Origin of the sequence: Paenibacillus larvae subsp. larvae (assembly GCF_002003265.1) — a bacterium.
In the GTDB taxonomy this organism is placed as follows: Bacteria; Bacillota; Bacilli; order Paenibacillales; family NBRC-103111; genus Paenibacillus_H; species Paenibacillus_H larvae.
Window position 1 is genome coordinate 2904732 of sequence record NZ_CP019687.1, and the last position, 19891, is coordinate 2924622.

At 39.0% G+C, this 19891-nt stretch carries 19 protein-coding genes and 2 pseudogenes; 7 read left to right on the forward strand and 14 right to left on the reverse strand.

Annotated features, from left to right (window positions below; translation table 11 throughout):
- Positions 1–137: 137 nt before the first annotated feature.
- The 3 genes from BXP28_RS15030 to BXP28_RS15040 all read right to left on the reverse strand — a co-directional run bounded on the left by BXP28_RS15030 (position 138) and on the right by BXP28_RS15040 (position 3546).
- Positions 138–515 (reverse strand): hotdog family protein, encoded by a 378-nt coding sequence (locus tag BXP28_RS15030; protein WP_023482868.1) that lies wholly within the window; start codon positions 513–515, stop codon positions 138–140.
- Positions 516–647: 132 nt separating this feature from the next.
- Entirely contained in the window at positions 648–2408 is a 1761-nt protein-coding gene (gene dhaK, locus BXP28_RS15035; protein WP_023482867.1) for a dihydroxyacetone kinase subunit DhaK, read from the reverse strand.
- Between the two features lies 1 nt (position 2409).
- Entirely contained in the window at positions 2410–3546 is a 1137-nt protein-coding gene (locus BXP28_RS15040) for a glycerol dehydrogenase (protein ID WP_023482866.1), read from the reverse strand.
- A gap of 296 nt (positions 3547–3842) precedes the next feature.
- On the opposite strand from BXP28_RS15040, the gene BXP28_RS15045 reads away from it, so the two are divergent.
- Positions 3843–4895, forward strand: coding sequence for a PocR ligand-binding domain-containing protein (locus BXP28_RS15045; RefSeq protein WP_036657187.1), 1053 nt, complete (start codon positions 3843–3845; stop codon positions 4893–4895).
- 280 nt (positions 4896–5175) lie between these two features.
- Positions 5176–5448, forward strand: a pseudogene (locus tag BXP28_RS15050) (Tn3 family transposase); the annotation flags it as partial.
- 100 nt (positions 5449–5548) lie between these two features.
- Here BXP28_RS15050 and BXP28_RS15055 read toward each other — a convergent pair.
- The 3 genes from BXP28_RS15055 to BXP28_RS15060 form a co-directional block, all read right to left on the reverse strand.
- On the reverse strand, positions 5549–6205 hold the full coding sequence (locus BXP28_RS15055; protein ID WP_023482863.1) for a CatB-related O-acetyltransferase: 657 nt from the start codon (positions 6203–6205) through the stop codon (positions 5549–5551).
- Positions 6206–6706: 501 nt separating this feature from the next.
- On the reverse strand, positions 6707–6835 hold the full coding sequence (locus BXP28_RS24445; RefSeq protein WP_257125645.1) for a hypothetical protein: 129 nt from the start codon (positions 6833–6835) through the stop codon (positions 6707–6709).
- Positions 6836–6975: 140 nt separating this feature from the next.
- Positions 6976–7188, reverse strand: coding sequence for a hypothetical protein (locus BXP28_RS15060; protein ID WP_042119360.1), 213 nt, complete (start codon positions 7186–7188; stop codon positions 6976–6978).
- A gap of 502 nt (positions 7189–7690) precedes the next feature.
- Here BXP28_RS15060 and BXP28_RS15065 point away from each other — a divergent pair.
- Complete coding sequence (locus BXP28_RS15065) at positions 7691–10018, forward strand: glycoside hydrolase domain-containing protein (protein ID WP_052752957.1); 2328 nt, start codon at positions 7691–7693, stop codon at positions 10016–10018.
- Between the two features lie 60 nt (positions 10019–10078).
- On the opposite strand, the gene BXP28_RS15070 is transcribed toward BXP28_RS15065, so the two are convergent.
- The 3 genes from BXP28_RS15070 to kynA all read right to left on the reverse strand — a co-directional run bounded on the left by BXP28_RS15070 (position 10079) and on the right by kynA (position 13485).
- Positions 10079–10924: a hypothetical protein gene (locus tag BXP28_RS15070; RefSeq protein WP_036655447.1), complete on the reverse strand. Its 846-nt coding sequence runs from the start codon at positions 10922–10924 to the stop codon at positions 10079–10081.
- 419 nt (positions 10925–11343) lie between these two features.
- The gene (locus BXP28_RS15075; RefSeq protein WP_036655449.1) at positions 11344–12198 is read right to left on the reverse strand and encodes a hypothetical protein; all 855 of its coding nucleotides are present in this window, start codon (positions 12196–12198) and stop codon (positions 11344–11346) included.
- Between the two features lie 495 nt (positions 12199–12693).
- On the reverse strand, positions 12694–13485 hold the full coding sequence (gene kynA, locus BXP28_RS24450) for a tryptophan 2,3-dioxygenase (protein ID WP_077996233.1): 792 nt from the start codon (positions 13483–13485) through the stop codon (positions 12694–12696).
- Between the two features lie 1058 nt (positions 13486–14543).
- Between kynA and scfA the strand changes: the two genes are divergently transcribed.
- The 3 genes from scfA to scfB all read left to right on the forward strand — a co-directional run bounded on the left by scfA (position 14544) and on the right by scfB (position 16202).
- A complete protein-coding gene (scfA, locus tag BXP28_RS15090) occupies positions 14544–14693 on the forward strand; it encodes a six-cysteine ranthipeptide SCIFF (RefSeq protein WP_077585121.1) in 150 nt (49 codons plus the stop codon).
- A gap of 125 nt (positions 14694–14818) precedes the next feature.
- Entirely contained in the window at positions 14819–14956 is a 138-nt protein-coding gene (locus tag BXP28_RS24460) for a hypothetical protein (protein WP_235430657.1), read from the forward strand.
- On the forward strand, positions 14904–16202 hold the full coding sequence (scfB, locus tag BXP28_RS15095; protein WP_235430656.1) for a thioether cross-link-forming SCIFF peptide maturase: 1299 nt from the start codon (positions 14904–14906) through the stop codon (positions 16200–16202). Before BXP28_RS24460 ends, scfB begins: the two co-directional genes overlap by 53 nt.
- Positions 16203–16740: 538 nt before the next feature.
- On the opposite strand, the gene BXP28_RS15100 is transcribed toward scfB, so the two are convergent.
- Together BXP28_RS15100 and BXP28_RS15105 are read right to left on the reverse strand one after the other, a co-directional pair.
- Positions 16741–17826, reverse strand: a complete 1086-nt coding sequence (locus BXP28_RS15100; RefSeq protein ID WP_023482927.1) for a DNA sulfur modification protein DndB — start codon at positions 17824–17826, stop codon at positions 16741–16743.
- Positions 17827–17832: 6 nt separating this feature from the next.
- Entirely contained in the window at positions 17833–18027 is a 195-nt protein-coding gene (locus BXP28_RS15105) for a hypothetical protein (protein WP_036655453.1), read from the reverse strand.
- A 275-nt stretch (positions 18028–18302) separates the two neighbouring features.
- On the opposite strand from BXP28_RS15105, the pseudogene BXP28_RS25640 reads away from it, so the two are divergent.
- Positions 18303–18448 (forward strand): annotated as a pseudogene (locus tag BXP28_RS25640) (ATP-binding protein); the annotation flags it as partial.
- 133 nt (positions 18449–18581) lie between these two features.
- Here BXP28_RS25640 and BXP28_RS25240 read toward each other — a convergent pair.
- Genes BXP28_RS25240 through BXP28_RS15120 form a run of 3 tightly spaced genes read right to left on the reverse strand, consistent with a single transcriptional unit; the run spans position 18582 to position 19806 of the window.
- On the reverse strand, positions 18582–18797 hold the full coding sequence (locus BXP28_RS25240) for a hypothetical protein (protein WP_077585122.1): 216 nt from the start codon (positions 18795–18797) through the stop codon (positions 18582–18584).
- Complete coding sequence (locus BXP28_RS15115) at positions 18791–19477, reverse strand: hypothetical protein (protein WP_051427952.1); 687 nt, start codon at positions 19475–19477, stop codon at positions 18791–18793. The genes BXP28_RS25240 and BXP28_RS15115 overlap by 7 nt, the downstream gene beginning before the upstream one ends.
- On the reverse strand, positions 19444–19806 hold the full coding sequence (locus BXP28_RS15120; RefSeq protein ID WP_024095352.1) for a UvrD-helicase domain-containing protein: 363 nt from the start codon (positions 19804–19806) through the stop codon (positions 19444–19446). The genes BXP28_RS15115 and BXP28_RS15120 overlap by 34 nt, the downstream gene beginning before the upstream one ends.
- Between the last annotated feature and the right edge of the window lie 85 nt (positions 19807–19891).

Below are 19891 nucleotides of genomic sequence, written 5' to 3' on the forward strand. Positions count from 1 at the left end.
TTTTTATCGTTTAAAGTATTGGGGCACTCATAACATTCCCGATCCCACAATGCAATACTGCCCGTAAACTAAAAAAGAGAACATCCCGGCACGTCCACCCGAAACATGTTCTCCTTATGATTAAGTTCCGCTTACTTTCATTCCCGAATAATCCCGTGACTTGTCCCTATCAATACTTCTTTGCCGTCTTGATTACGGTAAACGCACTTTATGCCTACTTTTTTATATCCTTCTCTTTGTTCAACATTTGTCAGGATAAGCTCACAAGTAATCGTATCTCCAGTGAAAACAGGCCGGACAAACTCATTGACCATTTCCCTTGCAATGTAATGTAAATCCCCGCCAATTTTAGTTCCTATACTTGCAGTCAATAATCCATGAACCATTAGGCGGCCTTTTTCATCCCGCTCCATATGGTGCCTTCCCCGGTCACCTGTAAGATGTGCGAATTGTAAAGTTTCTTCCTCGGTAAATGTCCTTTCCCAAGTAAACACATCATCTGTTTTAATATCCACACCGGTTACCTCCTAATTTTTGGAATATCCATTATCACGTACCATAGATCCGCATAAAAATGAATAATCATTCAGTTAAGAGGAAACCGGTAGGATTTCGTTTGGACCATTTATTGTCGGAAACCAAGCATTTTATCTGATTGCTTTTGCAAGCTCTGTGAAAATAACCCCTAATGCGTAGGCTCCTGCATCAGGATAACCAATACTTCTCTCGCCAACCGTACCGGCTCTTCCCATCCGGGCAACAATCTTCTCGGTTTGCTTCGCCCCTTGTACGGCGGCATCCGCTGCCTTGGTTGATGCCGTTTTTATATCATCGACATTGCGGGCACTGTTTTTCCAGGATTCGGCGTAAGGAACAAGGGCGTCAATCAGGGTTTTGTCACCCACAACGGCCCCTCTTCCAAAGGATCTCTCTCCTGTGTCTTGCACACCTTTCGCAACAGCGGCCATCATTTCGGCAATCTCGCCAACGGACAGCTCCTTTTTATTTCCAACATGTTTACCCGCTGCCCGGAAAGCCGATCCCCAAATTGGACCAGAAGCTCCCCCGCAATGCTCCATAATAACCAGAGAGCAAGCATCCAGAAAACTTCCAATATCCGCTGTATGGTTTGTTACAATTTCGTTCCACTCTGTTTTTAATTGTTTGAATCCCTTCGCAACACTCATACCAAAATCGCCGTCCCCGGCATGAGCGTCTAACTCACAGAAAGGAACTTCATTCTCAATGATCACTTCACTCATTTTATCAATTAGATAAATGAAATTTTTTAAAGATAACTTACCATTTTCAATTTTTGCATAATCTGCATCGGTCTCAACTTTAAACGATACGGATTTTTCTCCATTTTGTTCGAAGATTGCCTCGGTGTATTCCACCGGTTCGAAAGGTTCATGAATAACCAGCGCAGGGGTATCACATTCTTCAGCCAATAATTTCTTCAACTGATTGTCCAGTTTCATAATAGAAACCGATGCTCCTGCCATATCTATACTCGTCATGTAATTGCCAACAAAAACTTGATATACCTTGATATTTCTGGTCGCTAACTCACGTATAACCGAATTATTCAAAAGGTATAGTTCTTGAAGCGGAGTTCCGCCGAATCCGTTGACTAGTACAGCCACTTCCTGTTCAGCATCATGTTCCAGGTTTAAACTTTCCAATAGGGCAGTCACCATTCTATTGGCCAATTCATTGGCTGAAACCGTTTTTTCTCTGCGGATTCCCGGTTCTCCGTGTATGCCGACGCCGTATTCCATTTCGTTATCCTCAAGTTTGAAAGTGGGAGTGCCTTTGGCAGGAACCGTGCAGGAGGTCAGAGCGAATCCGATACTTCTTGTATTGTCTATTGCCTTCTGGGCCGCCTCTTTCACTTGGCTTAACGACAATCCTTCTTCTGCCGCTGCACCTGCAATTTTATGAACCAGAACCGTACCCGCTACGCCTCTTCTCCCAACGGTGTAGAGACTGTCCTCCACCGCAATATCATCATCAACTTTAACAAAATCGACCTGTATGCCGTCTTCACCGGCAAGATGAGCCGCATTTTTAAAATTCATAATATCGCCGCTGTAATTTTTAATAATCAGCAATGTTCCCTTATTGCTCGCTGAGGAGCGGATAGCCTGGTACACTTGAATTTGCGAAGGGGACGCGAAAACATCCCCGCAAACAGCCACATCCAACATACCCTTTCCGACAAATCCGGCATGTGCCGGTTCATGACCGCTTCCTCCACCACTTATTAAAGTTACTTTTTCTTTGTTTATTTCTCTTTTTTTTATTATTTTATATTTACTGTTAAACTCCAGGTTAGGATGTGCCAGAACTAATCCGTTACACATTTCCCTGACGAGACTTTCCGGTTTATTTATGATTTTTTTCATATTATTCCCCCCTTTTCTTTTTAAACTCCCTGCCGATTTGATCTGCTACCATGACGGCAGCTGCCACAGCTTCTTCCGTGACTGGAAATGGCATAGAATGAGTGGATTCTTCCGGAATACAAGCTTTTTGGGCCACTTTCATCAACTCTTCCTCCGAAATGCTGTCCACACCAATGTCTGCAAGACATACCGGAAGGCCGACTGCTGTACAAAACTCCAATACTTCATTCAATTCATCTTTGTCTGCATTCTCAAGAACCAGTTGGGCTATTGTACTGAAGGCAACTTTTTCTCCATGGAAATAGTGATGGGTCCCCTCCAGTGCCGTTAAACCATCATGAATGCCGTGGGCAGCAGCTAATCCGCCACTTTCAAAGCCTAACCCTGACAGAAGAATATTGACCTCTACAATGTTCTCAAGAGCAGGCGTGACTAAATTGCAATCACAAGCTATTTTTGCCTTTAAACCGTCTTTTAATAAGGTCTCATAACAAAATGTAGCAAGTGCCAGTGCCGTATTAGTTCCCTTGGCATCACCGCATACTCCTTCGTGAACACCACATGGCAATCCTGCATTAACGTTAGAAAAAGATCTGGATGTTGCTCTGGCTTCAAAATAGGTAGAGAGTGCATCTCCCATGCCTGAAACAAGAAATCTTGTAGGGGCATTGGCAATCACTGTAGTGTCAACCATTACTACACTGGGACTTTGCTTAAAATAGGCATAGTCATCAAATTCACCGTCCGGTGTATAAAGAACCGCCGAATGACTTGTTGGTGCATCGGTTGCTGCTATAGTCGGAACAATAATTAATGCTTCTCCCTCCGCTATGCACTTAGCCGTGTCAATGGCTTTTCCCCCGCCTAATCCAATCGTACTGGAACAGGAATTTTGTTTAGCCAATTCTTGCAATCTCTTGACCTCTTCGCGTGAACACTCCCCTTGGAAATCGCTTTCAATCAATTTAATATTAAATTTTTTCTTCGTATATTCAAGTTTATCTTTCACTCTTTTTACATCATCCGGATGGGCAATTAGCAAAGCCGAATCTCCAAACGTTCTTACGAAATATCCCAGATTTAATAATTCATCTTCACCTTGGACATATTTGGTAGGGCTAATAAAAGCTTTTCTCATAACAACTGCCTCCCTTGATTGAGTATAATTCTATTATAATGTGATATTTGTCAGTTAACATTGAACTATATATCCGATTTTAAGCGTTTTCATATTGTTTTTTCTTGTCTTTTATCTGGGAAATCGTAAAATTTTGTCCTTTTGTATGATGAATTTAGTATAATTAAAACAGATTAGAACACGTGAAAAACCGCCAATTCCAAACCTTTCACGGGTTTCTCAAGAACCTGGGATTTCATGATTATTCAAAAGCAACGGTCCAATTTTATATTTTAATTCATGGAGAGTGCAAAATTATGGTGAAATCGCGGTTTGATCTAAATGCAATTATTGATTTAAAGAAATGGCATAAACTGCAAGACTCCCTTTCTCTCGTAACCAAAATGGCGATCATTACGGTTGATTACAAGGGGGTTCCGGTTTCCAAACACAGTAACTGCCAATCGTTTTGTCAGGGTGTGAGGAAAGATCCCCTGCTTTCCCAGTATTGTCAAAAATGTGATGCAAGAGGAGGATTAGAAGCAGTACGGTTAAATAAACCGTATATCTATTTGTGCCATTTCAACATTCTTGATATTGCAATCCCCATCATTATTGATAATCAATATATTGGAGCTATTATGGCCGGACAAATCAAGCTGCGCGATCCGGATATTCCGCTTCTTGAACAAATCGTATCCCGCCCGGCAAACTCAGAAACAAACAATAAATTTAAAACACTGGAAGAGGACTATCTTTCTTTACCCGTCTTATCGTTCGAAGAAGTTTCAACCATCGCGGATATGTTATTTCACTTATGCACCTACATCGTGGAAGAGGCTATAAACAAACATTCAACTATAGAGATGTATAAAAAAGCCGTATCCTTGGATACAGATCCCCCATCCATGGATTCGATTGTCTCTTCTGACCGTACGTACCGGAATATACAGGCTATCCAAAATGAATTGTCCAGTACTCTTATTGAAACGAAAGTAAAGAAATTTACATCACACGAAATCCGTCCTTCTAACCGGCTGCTTCAACCAGCTTTTGATTATATTTATCATCATAAAAATGAAAATGTTACATTAAATGAAATGGCAAAACTGTGCCACATCAGTTCAAGCTATTTCAGCCGAATTTTTACCAAAGAAACGGGAGAAAATTTCTCAGTCTTTGTCCCACGCTTAAAAATTGAATGGTCTAAACAGCTTTTAGAGACAACTGAGCTATCCATTAATCAAATTAGTGACAAGTTAGGGTTCTGTGATGCCGGATATTTTATTAAAACTTTCAAAAAGTTCGAGAATCTTACTCCTGCTGTATATCGAAACATTTACAAGAATAATCATGTTGAACAAATGTGACATTGGGGAGTTTTGGTTCCGGACATTCCCGTATAACTAAAAAAAGCCTCTTTAAGGGGCTGACCTTACCCGGAAACCCGCTTCACGCAGAAATTGGCTGCATAGGAAGGTGGGGATATCCCTCCAGTCTGCCCGGAACCTATGAAAGGGATTGGAATTTAACGCTATTTTCACGGGTTCCAAAGGCGGACGAAAACTCTTACGGGTTTCACGTTTAAAATCTGATACAGCTCATCAAGCTTTTAGATTTGATAAGCAAAGGAAAATGACCGAAATTATTACGCATGGACAAAGTGTCGTTGCTTTTGCTTTTTGTCATCTACTTGGTTTTAAACTGATGCCACGGTTCAAAAATATCGGTTCTCAAAAGTTATATCGTCCGGAAGCTGGCATGAATGAGGAATATCCTTATTTACAGGAAGTTTTAAGTAGACCGATTAACTGGGATCTCATCCGTCAACAGTATGAACAAATCATTAAGTATGCAACGGTACGGTTGGGAACTGCATCAGCAGAAGCGATTTTAAAGAGATTTACCAGAGATGATTCATTGTTTGTAGTTGTTCTTCAGTCATCTTGGTAAGTATCTTAGGATTACCGTAATATTAAAAAGCTAGGCAGAATATTCTGCCTAGCTTTATATTTATAGGATCTCAGTCCTTAATTTCTCGTAAATAGTACTCATATAACTCATCAATAGAAGAACTTGAAAGTAAGTGAGTGGCTGCTTCAATAGACTCCCTCTTCCAATCAAACCAGCGTATCTCTTTTAACTTCGCAATTTCCTCTTCTGAAAAACGCTTCTTTACTTCTTTTGCAGGGTTCCCGCCAACTATAGTGTAAGGTGCAACATCTTTTGTTACAACTGAACCTGCTGCAACAATTGCGCCTTCACCAATGGTAACACCTGGCATAATCATTGCATTCATGCCAATCCATGCATCACTTTCTATGATTGTGTCCCCTTTTGGTTCAAAGGAATGGCTAATTTGTTCAACAAACGGATAAACAGTAATCCACTCTGCATGGTGATTGTTATTTCCCCCCATCAGAATGACGACACCACCTGCGATACATACATAATTACCAATAATTAATCGGTCTATTTGCCATCCAAATTCCTCGATTGGATTGAATAAGCTCCTAGATTTTTTATCTCCCCATAAATACCTCACGCATCCGTCTTCAAAGGAATAATTATCATAATAACCGGAGTAATAGGAGTAATCACCGACTTCGATTAATGGATTCGTTACGATATCCTTTAAATATTTAATCTCAGACCAGTGTTTAAATTTGTTTTTATTCATTTTGATATCCTCGCTTCTAAGTTATTTTCTTACAATGGTTACTTAGAAGCTAAATGCGGTAGCTACATTCTTAAGCATTTTTAGACGGCGAACCATCGGAATCATCCTTCCTTAATATATGATGGGAATTATAGCAATGACTTATTTTTTTGTCAAATTCACTCACTAAACAACATTAGGGTTAGAAGACAAAAAAAGGGATACAAAATATATTTAGTTAATTTTCAAATCGTTGTTTACATTCATGATATCGATACTCCACAATCCGGTGAACAGCTGAAAGAAATCTTTATTTTTCATTTCAAGTTTTAAAAGCGACTGGTATCCGCTTCCTCCGCCGGTTTGACATAAATGTTTTGGCCCATTAATTTCATCTTGTCCCTCTCCTTTTTAACAAAATAAAAAACACCATAGATCTCCTGTAGTGTACATGTCAACCTATATGCAACCACAGGAAAAGCGACCTATGGTATTTTTCCACTGTATCCTTGCAATACCGTTCTAATCAAAAGGATAAAAGCCGCTCTCATCCAAATTTGGACATACTTCTCCCGTGATTAGCAGCATCAAAGAAAACAGCAATAGAGTTCCGATACCTTTAGATAAAGACCTTAAAGATTTTTTCTTCATTGGAATACCCTCCTTCCCCTGTTTTCTAAAATTATCCGAAACATTTTAACGCATAAATGATTGAGTTTAGACTAGATCATCTCATAAAAATTGTCAACTAAAGCGTGTTTTTAGTTTTCCGATGCAAGAAACAATATATTTTATTCGTAGACCATCACCCAATATCTTTCTCCCGGTTCTCCTTCTTCAACAACTTTCTTCCTATCGTTATTCTCATAAAATTTCATTGCTTTTAAATTCTCCGATACAGACTCTGCCAACATGATATACTCTTCTGCAGTATGCTTATCGAAATCTTCCAAAGTCATGTCTTCTATATTTGCCCAATGGAAACTTTTACAGCGTGACTCCAGGTATAACCTTCTTAAATCGGAGTAGTCTACTTCATTTGCTGCTCCTAATTTTCACATGTTCACTCCACTTTCTTTTATATAATTCATGAGCAATTGATAGGCCAGTTGCTCATTACATGTCCAAAAGTTATATACTTGTCTGTTTCATTTACACTTCCCTGCAAAATAGATAGTATCCTCCGCGAGCCTTGTCAATGCAACAAGGAAAGAGGTCTTCTCCCTGTTAATAGGGCCACTCAAATTTCTGTGCTTGCGTGATTTCAATATCTGGCTCCAAAATTATTACTTTTAATTAATATTGTTAATATATGAAATTAATGGTAATCTACTAATAAGAAAGTCACTTTTTAAGAAACAGAATCCACTTCTCAACAACGGGTATGCGTTTAAATAGAAAAGATATAGATAAATGAGGTTCAGATTTAGCTGTATCTGGGACCGGCTCAGTTGGAAATCCAAGTTATGAAATGGATTCAAATCATGAAAGAAAGAGGGAATTCTCATGTCCAAAGAAGTTTTAGACGCGCAGGTATGGCTAAATTCTACCTATGGGAAAGATTCAAGGTACATACGCGTAAAGGAGACGGGCTACCCCGGGACGGCAACTTCGAAAGCATTAATATCCGCTTTACAAATTGAACTGGGGCTTTCTTCTGTTACAGGAAACTTTGGAAATATGACTTCCAAGGCCTGCGATGTAAATCCGCTGGATACCGGAAGTACGGGAAACAAAGTCAAATTACTCCAATATGGGCTTTACTGTAAAGGGTATAATCCACGGAATACGGATGGGGTATTTAATCAACATACACAAAACGCGTTGAAATCCATTCAACAGGACGCCGGACTATCGGAAAACCAAATCTCAACAGCTGCAAAAGGACTTCAAATGAAGGCGGTTCTTGGCCCTGATGAATACAAGAAAGTCAGCCGCGGAGACAGCAAGATACGGGAAATGCAGCAGGAACTGAACCGCAGGTATTTGGACTATACAGGTCTGCGCCCCTGTGATGGGATTTATTCTTGCGGAACAAATGCGGCTCTAATTTATGCCTTACAGGCTGAAGAACATTTACCTACCAGTGTTGCAAATGGCAACTTTGGCGTTACAACCAGGAAATGCTGTCCGGAAATTCCTTATACGCAAGCACAAAAAGATTATCATGGCAAAGCCTACAACAGCGAAAGTATTACCCGGTTCATTAAGTTAGTACAGTTCACCTTATATTGTGTCGGGCATGACCGGTACAGCGCACTTCCTTTCAATGGAAGCAAATATGATCCCGGTAAGTTTAACGGAGAGTTTAATAATTCAACCCGAGAGGCTCTTCATAAATTCCAAAGAGATGCCGCCTTGCCTGTCAGGGACAGGATTGGAATAGATGAATGGATGGCACTGCTTGTCAGCACAGGTAATCCGGACCGTGCCGGCGACGTTTGTGACTGTGCTTCCAGAATTACGCCTGCTATCGCAGCCCAATTAAAAGAAGCAAAATATAAACTTGTTGGCCGGTACCTGACCGGGGATATCGTCGTAAAGAATACCCGGGTTGCCAAAAATCTGCTGCGTCCAGAGATGGAGGTTATTTTTAAAGCTAAATTAAGACTCTTTGTTATATTCCAAGATGCCAGACAGTATTACACGGAAAACCCGGATGAGGAGAACATTGTAAACTATTTTACACAAAAGCGGGGATATGCCGATGCTGAGAAGGCGTTTTCCGCCGCCAAATCACTTGGTGTTCCGAGGAACGAAATCATTTATTTTACGGTAGATTATGATTTTATGGAAGATCAGGTCAAGTCGAAGATCATTCCTTATTTTAAAGGGATTAATGAATATGCGAAGGAAGCCCGGAATATCTTCAGGATCGGGATTTATGGTTCCCGTAACACATGTTCACTTGTGAAAAATGAGGGTTATTCTGTCAGTAGTTTTGTTTCCGATCTTTCAACCGGGTACAGCGGAAATATGGGATATCCCCTACCGGACGATTGGGCCTTTGACCAAATCAAAGAATACGGCCCGAGTTCATCTGTAAGCATCGGAATTGATAAGAATGTGAGTTCAGGCCGGTATGAAGGTTTTAATGACTTTGAGAAAGTACATGATAATGAATGGGATCAGATTCTTAATAACGGTCGTGCATGTATGCTTATAGAAGGTCCAAAGGGACCCTATCCGGATGATAAAAGTAAACTTAAGGGCTATTGGGCTAAAGTGAAAAGGGCTGACGGGAAATTCGAAGCCAAATACCCCATGTATGACGGCATTCCAGTTGGTGCGTTTTACAGCCGGCGGGATATAAACCCAAACCGGGATGACAGTAAAGGGGATCAGATTCGATATGTATATTTCAGAGATGTCGGTGGTCGACTGAATGCGGGTTATATTGACGAGTCGTCTTTGATTAATTATCCGAATGAAGGAAAGGGGAAGTTTGTCTATCATTACTTTGGAGGTACAGAGGTATGGAGAGATAGCGATGGCAAACAGGCAACTTTGATCCCTAGAGATCTTTATTTGTCCGAAGAACTTACACCCGAAACCATAAAGGTACACTTCTTGGTTACATCAGCCTTGAAATGCTACAACCAAGATTCCGATTATTATAGCGATCTTTTACCTGGAACAAAAATCGAAATTTTGGCATCATCTAGTACGGGAGAGTCCTACCCACACTGGATTCAATGCACCGCCAAAATGATTCCCGGAAGCAACACATGGGAAAGCTTAATCCCGGGTGAACCATACGGGTTTGTTGATTTGGGATTTGAAATGGGTGTCATGCCTCATAATAGAAGCCTGATTACCGGTATAAGCAAGTAAATATCGAGAAAGCTGCATGTAGAAGCAGGCCATGTTCAAAATGCCTGCTTCTATACTCGTTTATCCTTTTGTCGTTTTATCAACAATAAGAAGAATGACGTTATTGGCTATATACGTGATTTTTTCTGTCTGCCCCAATTTCATTTCATTAAACCCCTTTATGGTTCCATCCTGTACATAATAGGGGATCACGGCGTAATAGTCTTTATCGGTAAGTTTCAAATAATGGGACTCCGGGTATGATTCCGGTTTGTCCATTTCCCGTATGTCGTTTGATGAGCAGTCCAGGTAAGTAACATGCACATCCGGATTTTGAACCACCTCACTTATAACTTTCGATTGAAGTTCAAAGCGAACTGGGCTTCCCACCCTATATTGCTCCAAAACTGATTTTAAGTTAAAGTTCGCAAACCACTCTATGAACTTGGGGAACTTTTGAAAGTTGAACATGGCCATATCTCTCCCGTCATATTTCCCTCCCGTTTCCCAATATACGTCAATCCCCGTCATGGTTGAAGAAGGCGCTGAAAACGTTTCCGGCATGGATTGCTGGTTTTTTGTATCGGTTCTATGGTTATTCCTGATTCTATATAACCCCATGGTGTATTGATCTTCCGCGGATTCCTCCAGTGCATGAACGGAACAATCCACATCCATAATTTCGCCTTCGGGAGTAAACAGGATATCCATAGTCGGATTAGCTACCTTGTTATCTTCAGCTTTAATTTTGGCGAGAATTTGGTTATACAGGTCATGAAAGTTTAAGGTGAACATATTGGGCCGTTTCAACGGAATGAAGGTATCCTTTCTGCGGCCACTTTCATCATACTCCTCCTGTAATGTACAGCCACCCAGGAAAAGGAGGAAAACCAATAACAGCAAAACGATACCTATACCTTTTTTCATCATCATCACTCCAATTATAAAAGCTTGCAATAAACATAGTGCTTGATGCATTATGAAATGAGGCTTAAGAAATAAAAAAACATCTGTACATTCCGTAAGATGTGATCAGTCCATCGAGAGGAAATAACAGGATACATATCCAGTATACCGATCTTTTTCTTCATTTTCCAGAAATATAAACAAGTTTTGGGAAATAATGAACACACCCCTTCCTATTGAAATTACTCTTGTTTCAAGAAACAGGCTTGCCTGATTTGCCAATTTATTGGTTTTGTGATTCGAAAAACTAATTTCCTCAGGCTTCTCAATTTGCTGTCATGCCTCATAATAGAAGCCTGATTACCGGTATAAGCAAGTAAATATCGAGAAAGCTGCATGTAGAAGCAGGCCATGTTCAAAATGCCTGCTTCTATACTCGTTTATCCTTTTGTCGTTTTATCAACAATAAGAAGAATGACGTTATTGGCTATATACGTGATTTTTTCTGTCTGCCCCAATTTCATTTCATTAAACCCCTTTATGGTTCCATCCTGTACATAATAGGGGATCACGGCGTAATAGTCTTTATCGGTAAATTCCAAATAACGGGACACCGGGTATGATTTCGGTTTGTCCATTTCACGTATGTCGTTTGGCGAGCAGTCCAGGTAAGTAACATGCACATCTGGATTCTTGACAACCTCGCCTGTGATAGGCCCAGATAGAAGTTGGAAGCGAACGGGTCTTCCCACCGTATATTGTTCTAATACTGATTTTAAGTTGAAGTTCGCAAACCACTCTATGAACTTGGGGAACTTTTGAAAGTTTAACATGTCCATATCTCTCCCGTCATAGTACCCTCCCGATTCCCGATATACGTCAATTCCCGTCATGGTTGAAGAAGGTGCCGAGAATGCTTCTGGCAGGGATTGCTTGTTATTGAATTCGGTTTCGTGGTTATTCCTGATTCTATACAGCCTCATGGTGTATTGATCTTCCGAATCCGAGGATTCCATCAGTGCATGAACGGAACAATCGACATGCATAATTTCGCCTCCGGGAGTAAACAGGATATTCATAGTCGGATCGGCTACCTTGTTATCTTCAGCCTTAATTTTGGCGAAAATTTGGTCATACAGGTCATGAAAGTTTAAGGTGAACATATTGGGCCGTTTCAACGGAATGAAGGTATCCTTTCTGCGGCCACTTTCATCATACTCCTCCTGTAATGTACAGCCATCCAGGAAGAGAATACAAACTAATAACAGCAAAACGATACCTGCACCTTTTTTCATCATCATCACTCCAATATAAAAGGCTCTACAGCAAACATAGTGGTTGAAAACATTATGAAATGAAGCTTAAGAAATAAAAAAACATCTGTACATTCCGTAAGATGTGTTTAATCCGTCAAGTAGGAATAACAGGATACATAACCAGTATACCGATCTTTTTCTTGATTTTCCAGAAATATAAACTAATTTTGGAAAATAATGAACACACCCCTTCCTATGAAATTACTCCTGTTTCAAGAAACAGGCTTGCCTGATTTGCCGATTTATTGGTTTTGTGATTCAAAAAACCAATTTCCTCAAACTTCTCAATTTGCTGTCATGCCGCATAATAGAAGCCTGATTACCGGTATAAGCAAGTAAATATCGAGTAAAGCTGTATGCGGAAGCAGGCCATTTTGAATATGACCTGCTTCTGTACTCATTTATTCTTTTGTCGCTTTGTCGACAATAAGAAGAATCACGTTGTTGGCTATATACGTTAAGCCGGCTGACTGTTTACATTTTTGTTCGAAGGTTCCACAGTTCGGGGAATAGGTTTTGCTCCAGTACCTTTTTTAAATAAGATACTCCTGAAGTTCCGCCGGTCCCTACTTTGCTTCCAATAATTCGTTCGACGGTCCCCATATGCTTCGCTTGCCAAAACTGATGTTGGCTCGCGATATCCATTAGCTTTTCAGCTAATTCGTAGAGTTCCCAGTACTGTTCTGTCTGTTTGTACACCGTTAACCAAGCTTGCTCTACACTTGCATTCGGTTGATACTTTTTCGAAAAATCCCGATCCAGCATATCGGAATCAATGGACAATCCCGCTACAGCCAAGGCTTGAATGGCTGCATCATAAAGACTGGGTGCATGTGCGGCTTTTGCTAATTGTTGGTACAATTCCGACTGATGCTCAAATATCGCCAACTTTTGAGTATTTTTATTTCCTAGTGCAAATTCAATCAAACGATACTGATACGATTGAAACCCGGATGATTGCCCTAATTGATTTCTGAATTCCATATATTCTGCTGGGGTTAATGTTACGAGCACGTTCCATGACTGAATTAATTGCTCTTGTATTTTAGATACCCGGGTTAAGATTTTAAACGCTTTTTGCAAATGGTTACTTTGGATATAGGAAATGACCGCATTAATTTCATGCAGCATTAACTTCATCCACAGTTCACTCGCTTGATGGATAATTATAAACAACATTTCATCATGATGTCCGGAGAGTTGATGTTGGCTAGAGAGGAGCCGATCCAAATATAAATAGTCTCCATACGTCATCGAATGTCTCATTTCTGCTGGTTGATTCGTTAGATGTGTTTCATCTAACTTCTCAATTGTATTGTTTGTGGCTGTCATTTTGGTTTGCTCCCCTTTCTTTACTTTAGGTAATTTTTTTAAGACAGCACGAGTCGGACTTGCATCGGCCTCACTTAGAGAAAGGGGGAGGGCAATGAACTCATAATCACCGGCATCAATGTGATCCAATACTAGCCCCTCTAAAATCGAGATATCCGCATGTGATAATTGATGATGGACGAGAAGAGTTTTGCTTTCAATCGGATCTACAGATGGAAGATCAAATCCGATGAGACGGATACCTTTGTCCGACAAGTAGCCGATTGCCTGAGGATCCATGTAAGGGATAGAAACCGGAAATACGGTTCGGTCTGGCCAAGCGTCTGTCCGAATTAAGAGCCGCGTTACGCCATCGAGGTCGAAACTGGACAATTCCTTAATGCCGATTACGGATTTATTGGGAATTCGAATGACACGCGCTTGCCCTATAAACACGTCAAGATATTAACATTTCTCCTACCTATCGCAAATTTGAACATTGCCTTTCAGAAGTCGTCTCTCCAGATTGATGACCAGAAACTGAAGGGCGATGACGGTCAAACTGGATTCGGCGCCACGAACACGAATGCGACCCAGTCCCAATTTACGCTTGCCTTCCTTTTTTTAAGGCTAAATTAAGTCTCTTTGTTATATTCCAAGATGGCAGACAAATATTACACGGAAAACCCGGATAAAGAAAGATACATACGAAACCATAAAGGTACACTTCTTGGTAACATCAACCTTGAAATGCTACAATAAAACTCCTACTCATTATTCTTCTGTCGGCTTGTCGACAATAAGAAGAATCACGTTGTTGGACCCTCAAGACCCTTCACATCACGATAAAAAAAGAGCTGCACAATTGAGTGAATTTCCGCAGCAACAAAACATCACGAAATGATTGACGTGAACCAAAGCTGTTGTTAAAATTATTAATGGAATTAATGTGAAATTATTCACAATAATTGAACTTGTTTCTTAAAAGATATTTTTAAAAGGAGTTATTTATTATGAAAAGAATCGTAACACTAAGCACCCGTAAACTGACAGATACAATAAAATATGGCGGATGTGGTGCATGTCAAACATCTTGCCAATCAGCCTGCAAAACGTCTTGCGGAGTTGCAAATCAAAAATGCGAAAACATAATGAACAGATAAACCAAGAAACGTACCGCCCAACTGCTTTCCGGATGGGCGGCCATTTTTATCTCACATCAGCAGGAAGTAAACGTCTCATAAACGGAGGTTTTACTTTATAAATAAAAGGAGCTTGATTATCAAGTATGATTCATCAATATAAACTAAACGGATACAACATCGTACTCGATACCTACAGCGGATCGGTACATGTTGTCGACGATCTCGCCTATGAAATCATCGCCCTTTATGAGACTACTAATGCTGGAAAAATACGTACATGATTCCAATATCTCTGAGAAGGACATTCGGGAAACAATTGCCGATATCGAAGAGCTAAAAAATGATGGGGAACTCTTTACTGAGGATGAATATAAGAATCTCTCAATGGATTTAAAAAATCGCCAAACTTATGTAAAGGCCCTCTGCCTCAACGTCGCACATACATGTAACCTGTCATGTGAATACTGCTTTGCCAGCCAAGGAAAATACAACGGAAGCAGAGCGATCATGAGCTATGAGGTTGGCAAAAGAGCTATCGATTACCTATTGGAAAACTCCGGTCACCACCGAAACCTCGACGTTGATTTCTTTGGCGGAGAACCGCTTATGGCCTGGAAAGTTGTTAAACAAATTGTCGCTTACGCAAGAAGCAAAGAAAAAGAGTACAAAAAAACTTTTCGCTTCACCTTTACTACAAATGGTATGTTATTAAACGATGAGGTCACCGATTTCTTGAATGAGGAAATGTACAATGTCGTATTGAGCCTTGATGGAAGAAAACAAGTTCACGATCACCTTCGTAAAACAGTAACCGGAAAGGGAAGCTACGATTATATCGTTCCGAAGTTCCAGGAATTCGTTGAAAAGCGTGGAGATAAAGAATATTATGTGCGTGGGACTTATACCCGCAACAACGTTGACTTCACCAATGACATTTTTCATATCGCAGATCTTGGCTTCGACAAAATCTCGATGGAACCCGTCATCTGTGATCCCCGGGAACCCTATGCGCTTACCGCAGAAAACCTTCCAGATATATATAACCAGTACGAAATTCTCGCCAAGGAAATGCTGAAACGTGGGGAAGAGGGCAATGGCTTCACCTTCTACCATTACATGCTTGACCTCTCAGAAGGCCCCTGCATCCAAAAGAGAATTTCCGGCTGCGGCTCAGGAACCGAATATCTCGCTGTCACACCATGGGGCGAACTCTTCCCTTGCCACCAGTTCATCGGGAATAACGAATACAAGATAGGAAACATCTGGGATGGGATTACAAAACAAGAGACGCAGTGCCAATTTAAAGAGAGCAGCTGCTACTCGAAGCCGAAATGCCAGGACTGCTGGGCGAAACTTTACTGCAGTGGCGGTTGCCCTGCTAACGCGCTGCACGCAACAGGGTCCATCAATGGAATCTACGATTTCAGTTGTGACATCTTCCGCAAGAGGGTAGAATGTTCCATGATGGTGAAAGTGGCCGAATCCATGAGAGCTATGAAAAAAAACATACAATCCACAGCTCAATAAACATAAAGAGATTATAAGAGGCTGAGACATAAGTCGAAATTTGATTTATGCTCAGCCTCTTTGAAGAAATTCCACTTCTTTATATATACTCAAAATCCCTTTGATTTATTTAATGGTAAAACCTGTTGCTCCACTCTTTCATACCCTGTAATGATTTTAACTACGATCAAAACCAATTCATTCCTCATTTTCCTCCATTTTTTCTCGTCTAATCTTTCCATATGCTCTCGTTTTTCACCAGGAATTCATATGCCGCTATTATCATGTAAATGCGGATTAATATATAAGCATCAACAGGTTAAGGGAATTTTTGAATTCATAAAATAGCTCCTCTTCACTAGTCTTTAATCAATAATATGAGTTCCTGATTCCTTAAACCTCTTTTAACATATGTTCTTTTCACTATATAAAAGACCCCTTGGTTCATCATAACCAAAGGGGGAAAGCTTCGCAATTTTTCAAAACATCGTATTCTTTTTTATAAACGGTTCGATTTTATTTCAAAGTTATGTCTTGATAGTTTGGACTTTCTTTTAAATTAAGACAGAACATCAGTTAAATACTCAGCAATTGCATCTTGAAATTTTAAATCTATAGTCTTAAATTCCGTACTTTGGCCTCTTTGTGCCACTTGTAAAAACGGTTTCCAAGAAGAATCCTCAACTGACCAATCTATTAAAGTAAGTGTTTCTAAAAAATCGTCTAAATCATGATGGAAAAGAAAACCATCATTTTGAGCAACTACAATTTTTCGGTTTAAATAAATAGCCAACGCATTCAATACTGCCTCATGACCTAATACATATTTCTTTACATTTCCCGGTTCCCGAGGGAAAATTGAATTTGAATTTAAATCTGAATATAAATTATAAAATAGTCTTTCTAAAAAATTTAACACTGAATCATAATTCTCTTTAATGAGTTGTTCATTACTATTACTTAATGTTGGTTTTCCGAAAAGTAATAGACTAAGGAAAGTTTTTAGTCTGGTCATTGAAGTTAAATTTTTATTTTTTGGTCTTGCTAATCTCGATTTATTCGTCTCGACCCCTAATGATTGTAAAGATTCGGAAATTGAAAGTATATCTTTTGCTAAAATATTTAATATATCTCTGCTGTCGTATGATGTCGTTAATGACATTGATACTTTTTTTGCATTTGAGTTAATAGAAGTAAATAACTCTCTTTGCTCCGCTTTATCTAAATTAATATAAAGTTGTAAAGTAAGCATGCTATCAAGTATTTTTACCTTTCTTATATCACTCTCCTTCATTGTACTTAAATATCTTTCTAACCCTGTAATACGATGCTGACCATCTATTATCACTAACTTTTCATTGGGATAAATAGTTAATGCTGAATTTTCTTCATCGTAATTAAATTCTTTTAGTTGTATATTACACATTATTGCAGGGAAATATATCCCTAAGTTACTTTCAAAAGTGTCAATATATTTTTCAATTTTAGGTATTCTATTGATATTTATATCTCTATTCACTTCACTATCTATCAAGTAAATTTTTAATAAATTCTTCACCTTTATTTGAGTAGTCATTAGCCCTTTTGTAGGCTGACGCTCATCAATTGGAAGAACCGTACCCTTCAATTTTAAAAATTGTTTCATTTCATTTCACCCCTTTTTAGAAAAGTTAAGTAAATGCTGATCAATAATCTCCCTTTGAACTGACTTATCAATTTCAATGAATTTTAAAATTTCATTTACAGTACATTGAATTGATACTACACATTTACCGAATTGTTGCCCTTGAGTGGCTTTAAATGTAGTAAAGTTTTTCTTTTGCCCAATGGCAGTAAAATTAATCATTTAACTCCCTCCGTTTTACAATTTACTATTTATGGTACATATTGTATCGCTTTTTTTAGCACATTTTAATCAAAATAACAATTTTACGTTTTCCTTTTTTCAAAATGGCAAATTTAATCTTTCAATCAAAGATCTTTCAAAATCAGACATTGCTCTAAGTTCTATCTTACAACATACATTTTGTTAACTTACGGTTGCAGTTATGTAGTGCATTTCGTTTAAACAATACCCGTCTCAACTCTATGGACGTCCAATCACTATACCTATGAACGACAGGTGATCCGGCGATTACAACCGCCATCCTCGTCCGGATTTTGCAAAAAAGCGAGTGATAACGTTGAGCGGAGACAGCTTCCGTCTCAAACATCGGGAAACCATTTTTAGTAACATCTGGGTGTATTATTTAGCGGAATCTTCTTAAAGGTACTTGACGGTTACAGTTGTCTTGATATCCAATATTCCAATAATTGAATATAAATCACTAAACTAGATATTTTTCATGATGGCAATTCAATTTGTAACCTTATGGAATTAAAATAAATACGCCTTCTATATTAATACAATTTTCTTATAATAAACTTAGTTGATAAAATCGTATGAGCTTCATCCGAAATCTCAGGAACACAAATATATAATTTCTTTTTCGCCCTACTACATGCTACATAGTTAACCCTGTGATCTTCATTACCATCTAGATCGGGCTTTAGTAGAAATCCCAAATCCCTCTCTTCATTGTACTTATAACCATCCTTGCCCTTGACAATTACCAGTACATTATCAAATTCACTACCTTTTGCTTTATGAACTGTACGATGTAAATTTCATCTTCAGCTATTTTCACATGCAGAGCAATACTAGTATAAATCGTATTTTTATAGAATTCTTCATTTGATGATGGAGCTCTATTCCCCTTACTCTCCCGTATCTTTGGAATGTCAAAGAACCCTGTTCCATTTATCTTGCAATAAATTTCCCATAATGGTTTATCGCAATAGTCACTATATTCATTCAACATCATCTTAATAAACATTAATGCAGTCTTTTGTCCATTATGATCATCAGTTAATCTCAAATGTCTACTTAATTCTTTTATCGCATCCTTATAATGATTCAGTCTTGCGTACTCAATACTCTTAATAATTGATATCAATACTTTTCTTCGATCAGGGGTTGAATCTACAAATGCTTCATCAATTAACATCCACTTCTGTCCATCTTTATAATCCTTGTTATTTCTAACGGAATTCGCCATAAGATTCGAATATGAAAGGGTAATAACATCTTCACCATCCACAATATCCTGTACATGTTTTAACGCCAGCAAAGGTTTACCAACGATAACACATGGGGAGCTCCCTACTTTTTTATCTGGGCTTCTTTGAACAATATCCTTCCTAATTCCATTTAATAGATTGATTATACTTTCAGTACTTCGATGGTTATCTTCCATTTGTAAAATACCATTTCCGGCAATACAAAATTATCAAATTGCTTAACATCAGCACCTTGGAACTCATATATAGATTGAGCTTTATCTCCAATAACCCCCATAACCGTTTCTTTTTCGGCTATTAGTTTAATAATCTCAGTTTGGACTGGATTAGTGTCCTGGAATTCATCAATGAAGAAATACGGGAATTTAGAACGTATTATGCGAAGAATTTCCTTAGATGAATTTAAAATCTCCCAAGCAAAAGCCAATACATCTTCGTAATGTATTATCCCCTTTTCCCAAAACATTTTTTTATATTTAAGTAGACTCTTATGAAAATCACTCAACTCCGAAACTCCCCCTTCTCAAAATGGCAATTTTTCTTTACCGCATTATATGAGTCCGAAATTTATGCGGAATTCCTCTTTGTTG